The 17,720-nt window shown below is 33.8% G+C and carries 17 protein-coding genes and 3 pseudogenes; 3 read left to right on the plus strand and 17 right to left on the minus strand.

Features of this window, described 5'->3' with window-relative positions:
- Nucleotides 1-67 precede the first annotated feature (67 nt).
- From FD31_RS09755 to FD31_RS09765, 3 genes are all read right to left on the minus strand, one after another.
- On the minus strand, nt 68-1,180 hold the full coding sequence (locus tag FD31_RS09755; RefSeq protein ID WP_057892592.1) for a helix-turn-helix domain-containing protein: 1,113 nt from the start codon (nt 1,178-1,180) through the stop codon (nt 68-70).
- Between the two features lie 391 nt (nt 1,181-1,571).
- On the minus strand, nt 1,572-1,943 hold the full coding sequence (locus tag FD31_RS09760) for a type II toxin-antitoxin system PemK/MazF family toxin (RefSeq protein WP_057892593.1): 372 nt from the start codon (nt 1,941-1,943) through the stop codon (nt 1,572-1,574).
- Nucleotides 1,943-2,206, minus strand: coding sequence for an AbrB/MazE/SpoVT family DNA-binding domain-containing protein (locus tag FD31_RS09765; RefSeq protein ID WP_057892594.1), 264 nt, complete (start codon nt 2,204-2,206; stop codon nt 1,943-1,945). Before FD31_RS09765 ends, FD31_RS09760 begins: the two co-directional genes overlap by 1 nt.
- 282 nt (nt 2,207-2,488) lie before the next feature.
- On the opposite strand from FD31_RS09765, the gene FD31_RS09770 reads away from it, so the two are divergent.
- Complete coding sequence (locus FD31_RS09770) at nt 2,489-2,914, plus strand: MarR family winged helix-turn-helix transcriptional regulator (protein WP_057892595.1); 426 nt, start codon at nt 2,489-2,491, stop codon at nt 2,912-2,914.
- Nucleotides 2,915-2,920: 6 nt separating this feature from the next.
- A complete protein-coding gene (locus FD31_RS09775; RefSeq protein WP_057892596.1) occupies nt 2,921-4,078 on the plus strand; it encodes an MFS transporter in 1,158 nt (385 codons plus the stop codon).
- 141 nt (nt 4,079-4,219) lie between these two features.
- Here the strand turns inward: FD31_RS09775 and FD31_RS09780 are convergent, their stop codons facing one another.
- On the minus strand, nt 4,220-4,570 hold the full coding sequence (locus tag FD31_RS09780; RefSeq protein WP_057892597.1) for an iron-sulfur cluster biosynthesis family protein: 351 nt from the start codon (nt 4,568-4,570) through the stop codon (nt 4,220-4,222).
- Between the two features lie 222 nt (nt 4,571-4,792).
- Nucleotides 4,793-5,110, minus strand: a complete 318-nt coding sequence (locus FD31_RS09785) for a hypothetical protein (RefSeq protein ID WP_057892598.1) — start codon at nt 5,108-5,110, stop codon at nt 4,793-4,795.
- Between the two features lie 199 nt (nt 5,111-5,309).
- Between FD31_RS09785 and FD31_RS09790 the strand changes: the two genes are divergently transcribed.
- Nucleotides 5,310-5,912 (plus strand): TetR/AcrR family transcriptional regulator, encoded by a 603-nt coding sequence (locus FD31_RS09790; RefSeq protein ID WP_057892599.1) that lies wholly within the window; start codon nt 5,310-5,312, stop codon nt 5,910-5,912.
- 51 nt (nt 5,913-5,963) lie between these two features.
- Here the strand turns inward: FD31_RS09790 and FD31_RS09795 are convergent, their stop codons facing one another.
- The 12 genes and pseudogenes from FD31_RS09795 to FD31_RS09840 form a co-directional block, all read right to left on the minus strand.
- The gene (locus FD31_RS09795) at nt 5,964-7,019 is read right to left on the minus strand and encodes an FRG domain-containing protein (RefSeq protein ID WP_057892600.1); all 1,056 of its coding nucleotides are present in this window, start codon (nt 7,017-7,019) and stop codon (nt 5,964-5,966) included.
- Nucleotides 7,019-7,573, minus strand: coding sequence for an ImmA/IrrE family metallo-endopeptidase (locus FD31_RS09800; protein WP_057892601.1), 555 nt, complete (start codon nt 7,571-7,573; stop codon nt 7,019-7,021). The genes FD31_RS09795 and FD31_RS09800 overlap by 1 nt, the downstream gene beginning before the upstream one ends.
- A 257-nt stretch (nt 7,574-7,830) precedes the next feature.
- Nucleotides 7,831-7,926 (minus strand): annotated as a pseudogene (gpmA, locus tag FD31_RS13960) (2,3-diphosphoglycerate-dependent phosphoglycerate mutase); the annotation flags it as partial.
- Between the two features lie 100 nt (nt 7,927-8,026).
- Nucleotides 8,027-9,292 (minus strand): AbiH family protein, encoded by a 1,266-nt coding sequence (locus FD31_RS09805; RefSeq protein ID WP_057892602.1) that lies wholly within the window; start codon nt 9,290-9,292, stop codon nt 8,027-8,029.
- Nucleotides 9,293-9,727: 435 nt separating this feature from the next.
- The gene (locus FD31_RS09810; protein ID WP_057892603.1) at nt 9,728-10,621 is read right to left on the minus strand and encodes an abortive infection family protein; all 894 of its coding nucleotides are present in this window, start codon (nt 10,619-10,621) and stop codon (nt 9,728-9,730) included.
- 412 nt (nt 10,622-11,033) lie between these two features.
- The gene (locus FD31_RS09815) at nt 11,034-11,957 is read right to left on the minus strand and encodes a hypothetical protein (protein ID WP_147007326.1); all 924 of its coding nucleotides are present in this window, start codon (nt 11,955-11,957) and stop codon (nt 11,034-11,036) included.
- Nucleotides 11,958-12,126: 169 nt separating this feature from the next.
- A pseudogene (locus tag FD31_RS13965) lies at nt 12,127-12,397 on the minus strand (2,3-bisphosphoglycerate-dependent phosphoglycerate mutase); the annotation flags it as partial.
- 97 nt (nt 12,398-12,494) lie between these two features.
- Nucleotides 12,495-13,277 carry a hypothetical protein gene (locus tag FD31_RS09825; RefSeq protein ID WP_057892606.1) on the minus strand — a complete coding sequence of 261 codons (783 nt, stop codon included), beginning with the start codon at nt 13,275-13,277 and terminating at the stop codon, nt 12,495-12,497.
- 292 nt (nt 13,278-13,569) lie between these two features.
- Nucleotides 13,570-14,157, minus strand: a complete 588-nt coding sequence (locus tag FD31_RS09830; RefSeq protein WP_057892607.1) for a type 1 glutamine amidotransferase family protein — start codon at nt 14,155-14,157, stop codon at nt 13,570-13,572.
- A 227-nt stretch (nt 14,158-14,384) separates the two neighbouring features.
- Nucleotides 14,385-14,600 (minus strand): annotated as a pseudogene (locus FD31_RS13970) (2,3-bisphosphoglycerate-dependent phosphoglycerate mutase); the annotation flags it as partial.
- An 8-nt stretch (nt 14,601-14,608) separates the two neighbouring features.
- Nucleotides 14,609-16,069: an ATP-binding protein gene (locus FD31_RS09835; RefSeq protein WP_235805350.1), complete on the minus strand. Its 1,461-nt coding sequence runs from the start codon at nt 16,067-16,069 to the stop codon at nt 14,609-14,611.
- 514 nt (nt 16,070-16,583) lie between these two features.
- Complete coding sequence (locus tag FD31_RS09840) at nt 16,584-17,273, minus strand: 2,3-diphosphoglycerate-dependent phosphoglycerate mutase (protein ID WP_057892608.1); 690 nt, start codon at nt 17,271-17,273, stop codon at nt 16,584-16,586.
- Nucleotides 17,274-17,720: the final 447 nt, after the last annotated feature.

The following is a 17,720-nucleotide window of genomic DNA, read 5'->3' on the forward strand; positions in this document are numbered from 1 at the left end:
GGCTGGAACTTATCCCATCTTATTTCTGTCCCTATCACTTATACCTTTTCCTAAAACTTATTCCAACTTATCGGGACTTATCAGCAGCAAAACTGTATTTCTGTCGTAAATTATTCAACCTATTGACCGGAATATATTTGTCACGTTGCAATTGGCCGACTGCAATACCTGAGCTAATTTGATTTTCCTTGGAAAATTCTTCAATTGCCCTTTTCGAAAAATCACCTTTAGCTACAAATTCATTGTATTGAATCTTACCAATGAGGTAACTTTTAGCAAATTCATCAGCGTCTTTTTCTAGTGCCTCTAAATCTAGTGCACTATTAAGGCCAATATTTTTCTCAGTGGATAAGATTATATGCCCTTTTTTTTGTTGAAAAACATGCCTTATTTCATGGAAAAACGTGAACCAGAAAATATCTGTATACTTGCTACAATCATTCATGGCCAGTAAAACTTTATCCTTACCCAACCATTTAACAGCTCCATTGATTCCACAGCTTCTCAAATTAGGGATAACGACAAATGCCACCCCAGATTCTCCTAAAATTTGTTTCAATTTAGGTAAGAATACCGTTGGTGCATCAAGAGCCATTTTACGTATTTCAGGCAGTGATTTTTTTAAAGATTCCAAATTGATTGGTGCAGCATCTTCGAGTTCTCCCATATTAAGTGCCGTCTGAACCCACGCATTAGAGTTTATTACATTTTTATCCGTTATCTCCGAAACAGCCATCTTATATTGAACTAAAAAGTCTTTGTTTTCTAATACTTTTAAATTAGAAATATGGAAAAACTTTCTTAATTCAAAAACCTTTTTATCCGCATTATTTGTAGGTTGTACTACTCCCAAATTAGTCCAATATTTATAGTCCAATTGTCGTTGAACTGTTTTCTCTTCTTCTAGCTGGTTTTGCTCTTCAATCTGATTCTTTGTCGCTAGATATTTATCGTTAAGATTCTTCCATACAGATTCGGAGGTCCCTAAAACTAAAGCTAAGCCGGTAATCAATCTGTTATCTAAATCAATTTTTCCATTGATTAACTGACTAACAGTTTTTTCATTAGTATTTAAACGATCTGCTAATTCACGTTGATTCATATTCTGATCATCAAGATATTTTTTTATATAATATCCTGGATGAAATGCTATCAAATTTTCATTACTTATTTTACGCATAATGTTTTGAAACCTCCTCTATTCTAATAATTTTTATACTTCAATTCGACAAGATGTTGCCCCGTGGCTTGTCGAAATTTATCTTACTAAATCAGTAAGTATTTTTCAATAAATTGAATTTTTCTTTATTGAGATCACATAGTAATTAAGCTGGCTCAGTTAAACTATATTACGAATCTTAACTAATGGAAAATTTGCAATTAGTAATATAAATCTTATTTTCCATGAAAAATACATACTCGTGAGAAGTCTTTAATATCAAGTCTTCCCCATTTTCCAAAAAATACTCCTTTGAAATAACAAAAAAAATACGACCGCACAATGTATGCTAAAGTCGTATTTTTTTATAGTCGCAAACTTTCTAAATAGGAAAAATTTCTAACAATCGATTTTAAAGATTGAAAATATTCTTAACATCACCTAAAAGTTCTTTTAGAATTTTATCAGAAACATGTCCCACTATTTCCCCATGCCTAGCCACAAAGTCATAACTGGGTAAATAGTAAGTCACCACATTTCCTCGTACCCCACTATTCATATCTATAATTGGAACATATGATCCATCATCGGAATCTCCCAAAAATTCATGTGAGGTAATGGGCATTCCAGATACTAATCCCGTGGATTTATTATAATCAGAATCAGATAGTACTATCATCGGACGTTTTATATTATCAGCTTTAACGGAATGACCACCTAATTCGTGTCCAGCATGTGGTTCCGCATCAATAAAAATAATATCTCCTTGAATTGGATAATCCATTAGAATAGTCTTTCCTTTCCAACCGATTTTTCATTTCCAATATCAAATTCTAATTCTTGCATATCTTTTCTAAAATCATGATTCTTAAATTTTCCATTTTTCCATGGATTACTTTGTTCTCTGATTGGCTTATAAACTAGATTACCATTTTCTTTTTGAAGGCTAAATAACTCATTTTCTGATATTCCAGCGGACTTTGGCACAGTTATACTAATACTATTTCCGTTTTTTCTAGTTTTAAATGTTCCAAGTACTTCCTTCATATTATTCACCATCTTTTCTAATACTTTAATTGTAGTATACGAAGTGGATTGAGTAATTACAAGTAATTACTTTACCCATCTACTATAGATTACGTGAAAATGTTGGCAATAGCATAATAGATGAACATAAAGACGTTTTCACATCATAAGCAAAAGATATAACTAGCACACACTGTGGAATTTTTTCGTCCAACAGCAAACCGTAGCACCATCACTTTTAAAAATAAAGTTGCCTTGTTAAATTATACAGTCTACTGTACAATACGTCCATGAGGTGCTCACATGAGTAAAGATGACATGATTTCACGGCAGCTATTACAATTGGCCCGTAGAATTAAACAACGACGAAATTTTCATATTAAAGATTTGAATTTAACTACTGAACAAGGGGACGCTCTAACATATTTTGTAGAACATCCCCATCAAACAGTCGCAGGATTTAAGGATTATCAAGGGATTACCCACCAAACTGCCCGGGTAATTGTCCACCGCATGGTAACTGCAGGAATTGTTACACTAGTGCCCAATCCTGACGACGGCCGATCGAAACTAGTTCTGGTGACTTCGATTGGGTTAGCCAAATATGATCAACTTGATAAACATGGATTAAAAACCAGTGACGAAATCTTCGCTGGTTTTACACCGGAAGAACAACAACAATTTCTAGCATTAGCCCGACGAGCTAACGCCAATTTAGAAAGGAAATGATTTTGCGTGCACACACGCCTATATACCAAAGATGTTACCTTAGTTTTAATAGCCAGTTTCTTTTATTTAATGGGGCCAATGTTGATCAATCCAATCATTGCCGGATTTTCGACTAATATCGGTGCTAGCAGCATTTTAGCTGGTGTCATTGCCGGCGCAATGAACTTGACCGCATTATTCTTGCGGCCATTAGCTGGAAATTTAACTGATCGTGTTTCTAAATACACACTCACTTTAATCGGTGGAATCTTACTTTTATTAGCGAGCCTAGGCTATATGTTAGCAACCAACGTCGCGTTAATTCTGATTTCTCGAGTGATTAGCGGTGTTGGCTATACGTTATGTTCCGTCTGTATGGCTACCTGGATGGCCGACCTCTTACCACCCGACCGAATTGGTTCAGGGATGGGAATTTATGGATTGGCCAGTGCCCTAGGAATGGCTGTGGGACCAGCAATGAGTGTCTATTTATACCAACACTTTAGTTATCAAAGCGTTTTTTGGGTCGCAGCCCTATTCAGTATTCTCATGCTGATTATTATTCAATTCGTAGGCAATCATGGACTTCCCGTTGCCTCGCATAAAACAATTACGAAATCTGTCAAAAAAATTCAGTTAATCCAACCTAAAGTCGTTCCCTTGGCAGTTATTTTACTGTTATTCTCGTTACCATATTTTGCCACCGAAAACTACATCGTGAGTTACATTGCTCACCGACATTTTTCCGTGCCAGCTGGCGTCTTCTTTCCCACTTACGCTATTATTTTATTGGTGATGCGGATGGCGTTACGTGATGCGTTTGATCACGTACCATTCAAGAAATTCTTCTGGCTATGCTTAGGCTTTAATCTGCTAGGTATAATCGGTTTAACAGATTTAAACAATTGGTTTATGTTGTTCTTAGGAGCATTTGGATTTGCGGCTGGTTATGGCTTGATGTTTTCAATTTGCCAAGCCAAAGCACTATCTCTTGTGCCAATATCGGATCGTGGCTTAGCCAACAGTACCTTCTACATTGGTATCGACCTTGGTATGTCTGGCGGGCCGATGCTAGCAGGACTCATTACTGCTATTCTCCCTTGGTCATGGCTCTACCCAGTTATGGGTTTGACATTGCCATTGATTGTGGTCGTTTACTGGATCAATTGCCGATCATTGGCTTGATGATTGCTTGAGTTTAAGGCTTAAAATATATTTTGAATCTTTAGGTATTAGAAAAAAAGAAGCGACGGCCGCAACCATCTCTTCTCAAATCAATTCTATTTATTTGGCAGTAACATGATTCTCATTTTCGACCATTTAAAATTATTCTTTATCGTCATTAATAATTTCAAGAGCCGTATCCAGTACACTAGTTGAACCAACCAAAGAAAAAGTATTCCTTTTCTCATTCAATCTAATTTCCATTTTCTCATCCAGTTGATCAGATGCTTCTCCTTTAATCCACACCAAGCCAATATTTGAGTCAATCGTTTGATCAAAATCTAGCAGCTTTGCATCTTTATCAACAAAAACTAGATGAAAATGACGTCCGTTTGGAAAATCTCCTTCTTCTGAAAAAGGTCCAACGCCATCATCATAATCAAGCAAAATCTTTTTACTATCTAAATATTCTTTCAACTTCTTTTGAGCTGAATCAGAAAAATTCAGTTTCATTTTATTCACCTTTCCTTTTGCGCTTCTGAAATATCAGAAATTATTGCGTACTCCTAAGACTCTTAGCATTATATTATTATATATCAGCAATTTAAATCATTAAAATATATGAGTATCGAGAAGGCCCGTTCAAATTGAAATAAATTCAGTTTGAATGGGCCTTTTCAGCTTTATATTATAAAATCGATCTCACTAGTCACCATAATTTCTTTGGCAAACCTACTATAATTCCAATGATGATTTCAATTTAACTTCTTCAACGTTTAAAATTGCTGTCATATCATAACCAGCCATGTCAGCTTTAAAGTCATCGCTTTGCATATATTTTGCATTTAATGTTTCCATGTCATCACCGTCTTCAGTATGAACTAATGCAAATACCCGACAAGATTCATCTTCCCGTTTAACTTGTTCCAATTGCACATTGTCAACTTGAATATGATATTTGGGCAGACTGATTAGATGCCTTTGCCAATGAACGTTAAAGTAAAGATCCGCCATCGCTTGATTTTTTAATGTATAAATTCTTAATGCCTTCATATTTAATTTTCCTGCTTTCTATCTTTCAACATCTTATTTATATCATGTGCTCAAAATTTTTAATACCAGCAGATCAAAACAAAAAGTTGCTTATCCAACTTTAATGGTCTTTCAGTCGGATAAGCAACTTTTCAATATGATTTAATGTCAGCTTTATTTAAAATTTCGTTATAATTAATTACAAAAAAGGGGAAAAGACATGACAACTGATTTACGTGTCGTTAAGACTAAAGAAACCATTAAACGTGGCTTTCTAGCATGTATCGACAAGCAATATTTTTCAAAATTAACCATTGCTGAAATCACCAAGGAAATGCAAATTAACAAATCAACTTTTTACAATTATTACGAGGACAAATATGACTTACGGTCAAAGTTAATTGATTCAGCTTTAGAATCATTTTCAAATTCGATTGATGTTTCCTACTTAAAATTGACACCTTCCAAAATTCAAAACTACGAACAAAAGTTACCAACTGCCTTACTTCCCCTATTTAAACAACGTAAAGTCTTCATGACATTGTGGTCACCTAAACTTGAGAGTAATGTTTTTGAACAAATGGAAAATATTTTCGTGCAAAAATTCTTGGAATCTTTACATACAACCAACCCCGGTGAAAACAATACACCATATCAAGAATTACAGGCTCGATTATTTGCTGCTTCAGCGATGCAAGTTATCAAGTGGTGGTTTGAAGTTAGTCCTACCACTCCTGTTGCTGAAATTTCAAAAATCATAGCCGATTGTTTGGCTTCGGGTACATTCGTGGCTTTTAATTCTCCTACTCGTCAGAATGATTAATCGTACTTTGTTTGCTATACTTCCAATTTATAACCAATCAGAGCCCGTTAGCTAATCACTGACCTGGTACCATTTTTCTTTTTTTGTATTACCTATATCAGAATATTTGGATTTCAATACACTCAGATACATATAAAAATCTGGAAAAAGGTCTTCTGTTCGATAATGATATGATGTTAGCTTGTTCTTAATATCACTAACAGCTGTTTGTAGAACACGATTTTTTTTACTTTCGGTATCCACATACAATCCAGCACCTCCATCAGGAAGATCACTGATTTCTTGGGCATCAAATTCATTCTCAAGATATTTCAGCCTAATACATATTCTAGGAATCTTATTTACACCTGATAGATTTTCTTGCGTCAACCTATCAAAATTTAAAAAAGCTCCTTTTTGAACTGAAATTCTTTTATTTTGTTTTTTCTTTACGACTTCTTGAAATAGAGAATTATTTCCATCATCTCGAACGAAAAAGACATCCAATTGTGGTTCAAGACCTTGACCTGAATATCCATCTACCATGAACAACATCGAAATAAATGGATTTTCGCTAATATCAATCAAAGGCGTCCCTAATCCATAGTGTTGTAATTCAGCTAAATTAGTAGCTCTCTCATCCATACTACTTTCAGTTCGTGGAAAATAACCAACATCCTCTGGAAATTTTTTAGAAATCTTTTTGTAAATATGATCATAATTATTTCTAAAATCATCCGAATACCCATTTTCCCCAACTCTAAACAAAGTAGGTTGTAATTCCCATCCCCCAGATTGTCCTCGATAATATGTTTTGTATTCTTCTGGAAGACACTCTTCAATTTGATCGATAATTTCCTTTAACGTATAAAATACCGACCAAGATGAATGATCTTTACTATATTTTTGGCTCACATCTAAATTCTTCAGTCTCTCATCTAAAGAATTTTTAACACTTGAAAGAATTTCAATATCATGATTTTCGGAATCAAGGTCAACCCTTTGTAATAGATAAACCCAGTTATCATCAAAGGATGTTTCCACCATTTCTAAATCTATGTAATAAGTATCGAATAATTTTTTTTCGGAATATTTTTCCTTTAGCTTTTGATAATTGTCGAATTCCATTATTGTTCCTTAGCCGGAATAAAAATATTAAGATTTTCAATACGATACTTCATTGCAATTTTCGATACACCTAATTTAGCTGATACTTCAGAGACTATTGTATCTATATTGTTGGGAGTCAATTTTAATCTATCAAAGCCATTTTGAGTAATAGATTCGTTTATTGCCTCTTTTACCAAAACTTTGGGCATTAAAAACTGTGCCGCAAAAGTATTTGCAAATACTTCTTTTCTACGATCTTCCGAAGAGTAATCTTCAGAATCATCATTCCGATTAGCATTTCGATCATTTTGAACGGCATGTCCTAATTCGTGAGCCATGGAAAACCTTTGACGAGCACTATTCTCAGAACTATCAATAATAATGCGGTTTCCGTTAATTTTTCCACTCCCCATCATGTTATCTTCAAATTCAACTTCAAAATTTAAAGCCTTAAGTATATCTTTGATATCAATAAATCCATTTACTTCGAGATCAGGATCAAGATTTGCTCCATCATTTATTCGATTCAACTTGTCGATAAATTCTATAGAGAATACTTCTTTTAATTTCATTATTGACCTCCTCACGTATACCATTTCCGTTTTAAAATAACACAAAATTCCAAAATAATATATATCTTTGTACAAGAGCTCATACTTTTGTATGATTGCTCTTATTTTATATTACGAATAATTGCAAAAAAAATGATTCACCAGTAGTCATTTCAACGTCCATGATGTCAGCTTCAATTTACTTAGTAAAAGCACGTAATGAGTTACCGTGGGCAACGATGACAACGTTCTTGCCATCTAATAGCTTNTTCAATTTACTTAGTAAAAGCACGTAATGAGTTACCGTGGGCAACGATGACAACGTTCTTGCCATCTAATAGCTTAGGAGCGATTTCATCTTCCCAGAATGGTATGTAAAATTATTTCTGTATCTGTTGATACTACTACCTTCCAAAGATTATTTTACATTTTCATAGTGTCCGATTATTGACAAACTTATCTAACTAAATCTCATTAGATACTATAATTCTTTAATTCTAATTCTATTTTCCAGTAACATTTTTGATAATAAATTTTTACCATAAAATTTTTACCATGGTTAGGTATTGTCTTTCCATAATTGTCCAACAATTGACTGACTCTATCGAACATGGTTCTTGTAGCTTGTTCCTCATTGCAACCCTCATATGTTGAATAATAAAATTCTAAGATGACACTATTATGATAAATATCACATTTATCAAAAATTGATTGAAAATAAGAATAATCTGCCTGAGCTAAGGAATGACCGTAGAAAATAATCTTAGCAATCGATTTAGGAACTAATTCAGAATCATCTGAGTTCATTGCTAACCTCATTATCCTATAGGTCTTTGTGAACTTATAAATCCTATTATCTGCAAATACTTTATCAGCATCAATTCCAATAATAGGTTTATGTCTCAAGGTGCTATGAATATTTCTTCTAATATTAATACTTTTAGACTCCGCTATTGTGTAATTAAAGTTCAATTGATTATACGATTCCCTCTCAGACAGCTTTTCTAAAATATTCTTTGTCTCCGATTTATAGTAGCTATCACTTTCCGATTGGCCAATTAGATAATTATCAAGTAAATTCTCAAATATCTTTAACTGATTGAGTAGAAACTCGCTCAAATCTATGTTGATATTATATTCAAATATGTTCACCAATAAGAAAGCTATTTTTTTAGTTATCAAATCAAATCGGCGCGCATCGGCTATACTTGATTCATCTTCCCTACTCAAGTCTTTAATATACTCACCAACAGCAGAAAACCTTGTTTCTGCGATAGTGTTAATTCTAGTTAATGGCGACTTTTTTCCTATTTCATATGATTCTTCTGTAAAAAAATCGCTGATAAATCCCTCAATGTTATACCAATATTTTGAATCAGTACAAAAAATAATAAAACAGCTTGTCCAAAATCCCATTTTTTTTAGTTCTGGAGAAATCAAATTTGAAAATTTCTGAAGAAGTTCTAACCATTGAGTGTTCCTAAAATCATTCTTATTAAGTTTAACTTCAATATATTCATCAAAACCAGCTTCTTCATAACCTCGCGGAGAATCTTTTGATTCTATTGGAAAATCAATAAATTCCTCCTTAAATAGTTCTTTTAATACTTTTAAATCATTGCTTGGAAAATTTCTTTTTAAATTTTCAAAAAATTGTTGAAAGCTTGAAGATAAACCACACTTCAAATCAAACCCATTTCCAAGAATTATCAATGATTTAACCTCATTAGCTTGTTCCATTGAATACTTCCCCCCTTAGACGAACTATTAATTTGATTATATTACTTAATATCGTTGTCTACTACTCAACTAAAACATCGCCGTTACCAAAGTTCCTAAAAAGAATCAGAACGTATAAATTACTTTTACACTGAAACTATTTTAATAGGGAGTTGTGTCACAACCTCTTCAAATTAATAATATATTTTCTTCAGACCCATGAGACTTATTAACCTACTCTTATATAAATAATTTAACATCCAAACAGAGTTCGTAGTGCCTAAAGAAAATAAAAAAGATGGAAGGTATTATTCACCATCCCTTCATTCAATTAAATACCAATATGTAAGTTCAATTTGCGAATAGTTATTCCTGAAAAATGTGGTAAGCATAGCTATTTCCATCAGATTCAATCATTACTATGTAATGAAAAAACGACGTAGTTATTAATATTACCTACTTTTGCCTATCAAAAATCATGAGATAATATGTTGCTATCGCAACTGAACTATTTATCAATAGCTGAGCTTCTGCAAATCCGATTGCGACTCTATCATTACTTACGTGTGCATCACTATCATCATTTCTCATCTCATTAATGGCATCCACGACTTTATTAATACCTGATACCAATTTTTTTACTCTTGGATTCCATGATGATTCAATTTTCATCCCAAGCGTCCTCACAACTAATCCTCTATATTCACCTAAATCCCCATTTTCTTTGTATATAATTCCATTATCATCTAAAATCTGCATGAATGTACCTTCAAGTATAGTTCTGGATTTGGTAACTACACTATCATAATCACCATCTTTTAAATCATTCTCTGCTTTGGATATAATACCTTTTAATAACTCGTCATCAATTCTTTGCTTAGATGCCGTAATTTCAGGAGTGACATTCAAGGGAATAATATCAAAATCGCCATTAATATATACCAGTTTTAAATCAGAGTACTCCAATTGTCTGTTTACAGCCTTTTTCCATTCAGTAATTATTTGTCTCTGAATGTCCCTACTTGATAAATAATCTCCATTTTCATCTAAAATATGAACATTTTCAATGGACTTATTTCCTTTTCTTAGAAATTCAATTTGTGTTTTTAGATGATCTATATTAGTCATGTAGGCTAACAATTCACCTGATTTGTTAAGTGAATGGCAACCAGATAATACTTGTTCCATCATTAGCCATCTAGATTTCCATTCATTTTCAACATTAATATTAAAAATAGTACCTAAATTTACTATTTCACTTCCTGTTAACCGTGGTAAGTATTCACCTTCTATTAATAAGTCAATAATTGGTCTTGCCGTTAAATTAGACAAACTAACCGATTCAGTCATTATTTTGTACCAACACCCTTTATCTTTTTAGTCAATATACGTCTGTACAAGCTAAATTAATTATATTACAAAACTACACAAAAAAAGACCACACAATAAAGTGTGATCCTACATTATAGAGATCATATGGTCTCCTTTAGCGACCTCATAAGTAACTATAAGTAATTCTAAATGGCATAGCAATTTCAACATCCATGATGCCAGAGCCACTAATGTTTTTGTTTAGTTAGATTACATAATGAGTTACCGTATGATTACGTTCTTGCTATCAAATAGCTTAGGGGGAATTTCATTTTCTTAGAATGCACAACAGTATGTCACCTGTATCATTCATTTCTTAAAAATCAGTGACCTATTCATGTACGTATAACTTAACAAAATAAAAGCTCCATAATTATTAAGTAAACTAAACCTATTTGCTTAATTCTTTCAAAATAACTACAGCCTTGTCATAATATTCTCTATCCGCATTTACTAGATACAATAGATACGATGCGCCTAAATACCCGTGTATAAACCGGCCTACTCGAGGTATTACTTTTGTCAAAAGTTCAACTGGTGTAATAGTAAATTCTTCAACTCTTCTAATCTTACCAGTATCAGTTTTTTGATAATGATTATTTTTCCCCTCAAATAAACATGTTTGAGGATTATATACAATACTAGCATGACTATCCGCATTTCTAATACGATCATCCCATCCATCTACTAGTAGGTTATGTTTCCCACCATCAATCTGTCTAAACAAATTTAGTTTATTAGATGATGGCTGTTTATCAATTATCTGAAGATCGTACTCTTTACCATTGACTACACGTGCAATGGCTATAATAAAAGTAAATAATTTCATACAATATTCAAAACCATTTGAGTAATCGTGCAATATTGCATTTGCCAATTCAATTCGTTTCAATGGATCTACACTACGCTCCTTGGACATCTCGGACAAATTATTTTTTAAAATTTGATGCTCTGTCAAAAAGCGAGTATATGAACTCATTGTCTCTAACTGCAGATTGTTTTTATCACCAACCATAGATGCTGTAATAATATCTACCATTGCTTGTGGGTTAGTAGATTGCCCCTCTCTAAATAAGTCCATGAAATCTATTATGTATGGAAGAGTTTCATAGTCAAAATTGGGATCATCATAAATGGAACAAAATGATAAGTAAATAAATTCTTGTGTAGAGATTTCTCCTCTTTTTTTTAAAAGATTCTGTGACTCACTACCAAAGGCACCTGATTTAGTCAAAGCTTCTAAATTTTTAATTTCACTATCAAATAAATTACTCCCCATTTTATAACCCTTTTCTATTTGAATAATTTCAATCAAATTAAGAAATCCATATGTAAACACTGCTTATTATATCAAAAAAGCATAAAACTATTCAGTTATGTGTGTTCTTAATGCGAATAGACAAATCCCCTACTTTCTTCACGTACATTTTTAAATCCTTTTTTTATATTTTGTTGAAAGTTAGTACCCGGGAGAGCCTTTTTTTTTAGCAAAAAAAAAATAAGACCACACAATAAAGTCTGATCCCATCTTGAATTACTAATTGGTTAAGCTTCTTTTTACTTACAACTTGTAACTTGTCATCCAAGCATAAACAACTGGTTCACCAGTAGCCACTTCAACATCCATGATGTCAGCATCAGAGATGTTTTCAATGTACTTAGTGAGAGCACGTAGTGAGTTACCGCGTGAGTAGCGATGATAACGTTCTTGCCATCTAGCAATTTAGGAACGATTTCATCTTCCCAGAATGGCACATCAATAGACATACTAAACCGCATAAATCTATCAAGCCAATGCTTATTTTAATATCCGTCACCGATTCCCTTGGTGAAAAGATACTAATTGAGAAATCTACTCTCTAATCACACAACAATTTTCATTGAAGACTACTAAATCACGATAAATCCTATTAAACTTTATTTCACCATAAATGGCCAAATTTATAGGCACTTTTAAATTGCTCGCCTTAGATAGAGTTTCAGTTAAATCTTTAAGGTTGTTAAGAACTCCTAAACTAAAGAAAACTAATCCATTTGATGACAAGATTTGATAATTTTCAAATTTCTTCTTGCTTTCCCTTTTCAGAACTTTTACACGACCATAATAATACTTAGCAAAACCATCCCCTGCATGCTCACTTTTTAGATTTTTTGCAAATGCTTCAGTAAGCTTCTGCTGTGGAACTCGTTTTCTAACATGATTATTGGCTTTATTCGTAAAAAAAACCATTTCACTGTTTACTTTTCTCATAATTTTAGGTGCATTAGGATCTCGTTCACGTACGGCAATATCTTCTTTTAATAATTGTGTAAGATCATGTTGTATCTCACTAGGATTCTTTTTCTGGAAATAGGCTTTGCTTTCCTTTTTTCCTGCAACCTCAAACTCATAAGTACACTTCGGGTCATGTTCTGGATTCTCCTTTTGTGTACTTCTCCTAATATAATCATCGCCACTGATTTTATTAACGATTACTAAATGTGTCTTTTTGCATTCTGGACAAAAGATATCATTGTCTAAGTCAATTCCCTCATCATCAATAGATCCACTTTTCATTTGAATAAGCTTCGATGCTTCTATCAATTGTCCATATGTTTTCACATATGCACATTCAAACTTAGCTTTTTTACTCATCTTATTTTTACACCCCCAATCCCTGTTACCTCGAAGAATCATTAAGTTCGCATTCTTCTAAGCATCATTTAATTGCCCTATAACTATGTTAACTAAATTTTACTATTATTGATATTTACATTATCATATGAAGTTTTAAAAACATCCCGCTACTGATAGTAAAAAGTTATATAAGGTCATCAATACCAAAGTTTACGATATTATACCCTGGTCATCTTATTGACAAGAGAAAATCCTAACATTACATTCTTACTTATGTATATTTTAGAAACTGTTCATCACTTTTACGGTCCTATTGATAGGGATTACCATACAATTCAACATAACGATAAAATCCTAAACGCTGTAGTTCCATCTCCCTGTGAGTTGACGATTGCTTAGTAAACAAACTCGATAGAATCGAATCTGTGAAGTCCAAAGTTGCTGTTCCGTTAGCTGTGATAAGATTACGATCTCGAACAACTTGTTTTTCTTGAAAATCTTGTGGATTCGTATACTGCCTGTCACCGTTCCAAAGGAACTGAGCGTTACCTGTATGCTGATAACCAGTTAATAAACCATTACGGGCCAAATAATCAACAGCACCGCAAATTGCACCAACTGCTTTTCCTTGCTTCAAATAAGCTCGAATTGTCGCTGTTAATTTTGGATAATCTTGCTTCCAAGAATCACCACCAATCAAGATTAAGAGATCGGCATTTTGTGAAAGCTCATTGAGTGTCTCATCAACCTGTGTCTTAAACCCACCAATTGACGTAACTATGGGCGTCACAGAAGCTGTAATAACCTGCCAATCATCCTTCTGATTAAGCTGACTGGACAAATAAGCCCCCTCCCAATCTGCATATTGATCACACATAAAAAAAATAGCTTTTCTCATTACATGCATTTCCTCCAACCTCAGTAATATTCAGACAATTAGTCTTCAATTAACTTAAATAATACATCTTATACCACGACCTAGCAAACGTAAGTTCCCATTAAAAAATGTAATTAGTCTCCACCACAGATAATTGTGGAACTTATACATTCTTTTCACAACCTTGGCAAAAAAAATACGACCAACACACACTGTGCAGTCGTATTTTATATTCAACTAATCAAGAATTAGTTAAGCTTCTTCTTACTTACAACGTTCAACTTGTCATCCAAGTCATAAACAACTGGTTCACCAGTAGCCATTTCAACGTCCATGATGTCAGCATCAGAGATGTTTTCAATGTACTTAGTAAGAGCACGTAATGAGTTACCGTGGGCAGCGATGATAACGTTCTTGCCATCTAATAGCTTAGGAGCAATTTCATCTTCCCAGAATGGAATTACAATTCAAACTACTTTATCAATTTATAATATTGATTTGGAGATGTCGGGGCTGATGCGACTCTTTCAAAAATTCCCATTTTAGTCAGATGATTTAATGCATTTCTAGCAGAACTCATACTATAGCCATTAATACCTTCATATAATTCACGTGTACGAACACTACCATGTTCATAAGCTAATCCTATCGCAGTGTGTTCAATGAAATTAAGCTGTTGCCAATCCTTTCCAATCTTTGATTCTAAGTCATCATTTTTCCTAAATGATCTCATAATAATGTTATTTTTTAAAACTAAATTAACACTATTGGCGTCCACTTCATAAATAGGATTATCCAAAAAGAACTCATTCATATCTTTATAAATACGGTCAACACCTTCACCAAATTCACGTACCCAGCCAAAATCGGTTAACGCTCTTGCAATATATGGATTTCTTGAATAATGTGTTCGTCTGATATTCTCAGTAGTAACTACTGCAGGCAAACTACCAGGACTATGGATTTCCAAACGGTCATCAAACATCAATACTCTAATATCATCGCCAGTGTAATTATAACCACGGTGTACAACTGCATTAACGATTCCTTCAAGCCATGCTCCCTTAGGGTATTCTGGAACATCAACGAATTTACCCGACTTAGTATCCAAACTAGAGAATGTACGAAGTTGTGATTCTAAAATATCACTGGACTGTTGTAACATCTTATCTAACGGACCTTCAATTCTAATTTGTTTAACAATATTCATATCAGAACCAGTTTTTGCTTCTTTACCTTCATATCGAATAAACCTAATTCTTGCACCTGGAATAAAGGCAGTGGGATATTTAGAAAGTAACAATACTCCAGCTACAGTCAATCGATAATAAATTTGATCATTTTTATCTCTAATACGTTTAGCTAATCCTTTAGGGAAAAGTAAATCCCATAGATTGTCTCCATCGAATCCGTACATTTCTTTATACTTATCAACAGTTTCTTCGTCCAAATCATCTAAAATTGCTTCGTCTATAGCCTGGCTTTCAAATGCCCTGATGCCCTTATCAAATTCCAAATTCTTACGTTCTTCAAACGTAGTATGATGAGTTTCATCGCCTATTCTAAGATATACTTCATCCTTTTTGTTCATATATAATTTATTATCAGTTGGCTTCACTGTTAGCAACCATACTTCATCAGGTAATCCTTGATTATTGAGTATATGTTTTACATTCTTTTCTATCTCTAGTGTTGGTACTACTCGTTGTGAACCAAGCTGAAGAATATCATTCTTCTTTTGAGATGACAGTAAGTTGACTCCTTCATATTTCTTATCTTTTATTCCCAATGCAACCGTTCCACCATCGGCATTAGCAAATGCTATCAAAATATTAGCAAGTTTATTCAAATCATATGAAGCGCTCTTTCGATCAAAGGTTTTACCCTCAGGAATACTTAATAAGTCTTTTTTCTCATATCTAGGAGTATTCAATCTATCACCTCAAATTTTTATAATTATTCTTAACTCTAAAAAACTGTCGTTAGCTCCGTAAAAATTTATTCAGCTCTACAAAACTGTCTTCAGCTTCGTGAATCTTTATTCAGCTCTACAAAACTGTTATCAGCTCCGTAAAGCTTTATTCAGCTCTACAAAAACTGTCTTCAGCTCCGTAAAGCTTTATTCAGCTCTACAAAAACTGTCTTCAGCTCCGTAAAGCTTTATTCAGCTCTACAAAAACTGTCTTCAGCTCCGTAAAGCTTTATTCAGCTCTACAAAAACTGTCTTCAGCTCCGTAAAGCTTTATTCAGCTCTACAAACCTGTTTTCAGCTCCGTAAATAGTTTTAACGGATACTATTATATCAGCTTAACTAAATTAAATAACAAAAAAATACGACCAACACACACTGTGCAGTCGTATTTATATTCAACTAATAAAGGAATACGGTCGTCCGAGACGACCCCATAAGAAATACTAAGTGACAAAGTCACTAAGTATTTCTAAAATTAGTTAAGCTTCTTCTTACTTACAACGTTCAACTTATCATCCAAGTCATAAACAACTGGTTCACCAGTAGCCATTTCAACGTCCATGATGTCAGCATCAGAGATGTTTTCAATGTACTTAGTAAGAGCACGTAATGAGTTACCGTGGGCAGCGATGATAACGTTCTTGCCATCTAGCAATTTAGGAGCGATTTCATCTTCCCAGAATGGAATTACACGTTCCAAAGTAACTTTAAGGTTTTCGCCACCAGGAATAATTCTTGGGTCCAAGTTAGCGTAACGACGATCTTGTGCTGCTGAACCTTCGTCAGTAGCTTTCAATAGTGGAGGCAATGTATCGTATGAACGTCTCCAGATGTGAACTTGTTCGTCACCATATTTTTCAGCTGTTTCAGCTTTGTTTAGACCTTGAAGTGCGCCATAGTGACGTTCGTTAAGTCTCCATGTCTTTGTTTCAGGAATCCATAGTTGGTCACAGCCTTCAAGAGCATAGTGCAATGTCTTGATAGCACGTGTCAATACTGATGTGTAAGCTTGGTCAAATTGGATACCTTCTTCTTTAAGAAGTTTACCAGCGTTTTGAGCTTGCTTTACGCCTTCTTCACTAAGGTCAACATCAACCCAACCAGTGAATTGGTTTGATAAATTCCATTCACTTTGTCCGTGACGAATGAAAACTAATTTTGCCATTTATATGATCCTCTTTTCATTTCTTTAACAATATGTATTTTACACGATTTCAACAATAAAAAAAAGAGAGGGAGTCTCAATTTGCATTAAATTAGTGTAAATGTTGGGTCCGCCTCCGGGTGCGAGTCGATGAAGCCTGCTGTGAGGACCGGTTCGAGCCAAGGTCTCGCACCTCAATTTTGAACTTCGCAAAGTACGCGAATTTCAAAATACGTCCTGTGCTGTAAGAACGGCAAAATCAGCCGTCCTAACACCACCGCCACTGCTGGCTTCATCGACTCGCACCCTCCGGCTAATATATCTGTTAGTTTTGGACTACTTTTATTTGAAATATCGGTACATTAAAAATTTGAACTGATTTCTTTCAAACTAATTATTTCCAAATTAAATAGCCACAACAATCAATTATGAATTGTCGTGGCTATTGTTTTGTGTTTTTTTAATTTT

This window comes from Companilactobacillus nantensis DSM 16982, assembly GCF_001435815.1.
In the GTDB taxonomy this organism is placed as follows: Bacteria; Bacillota; Bacilli; order Lactobacillales; family Lactobacillaceae; genus Companilactobacillus; species Companilactobacillus nantensis.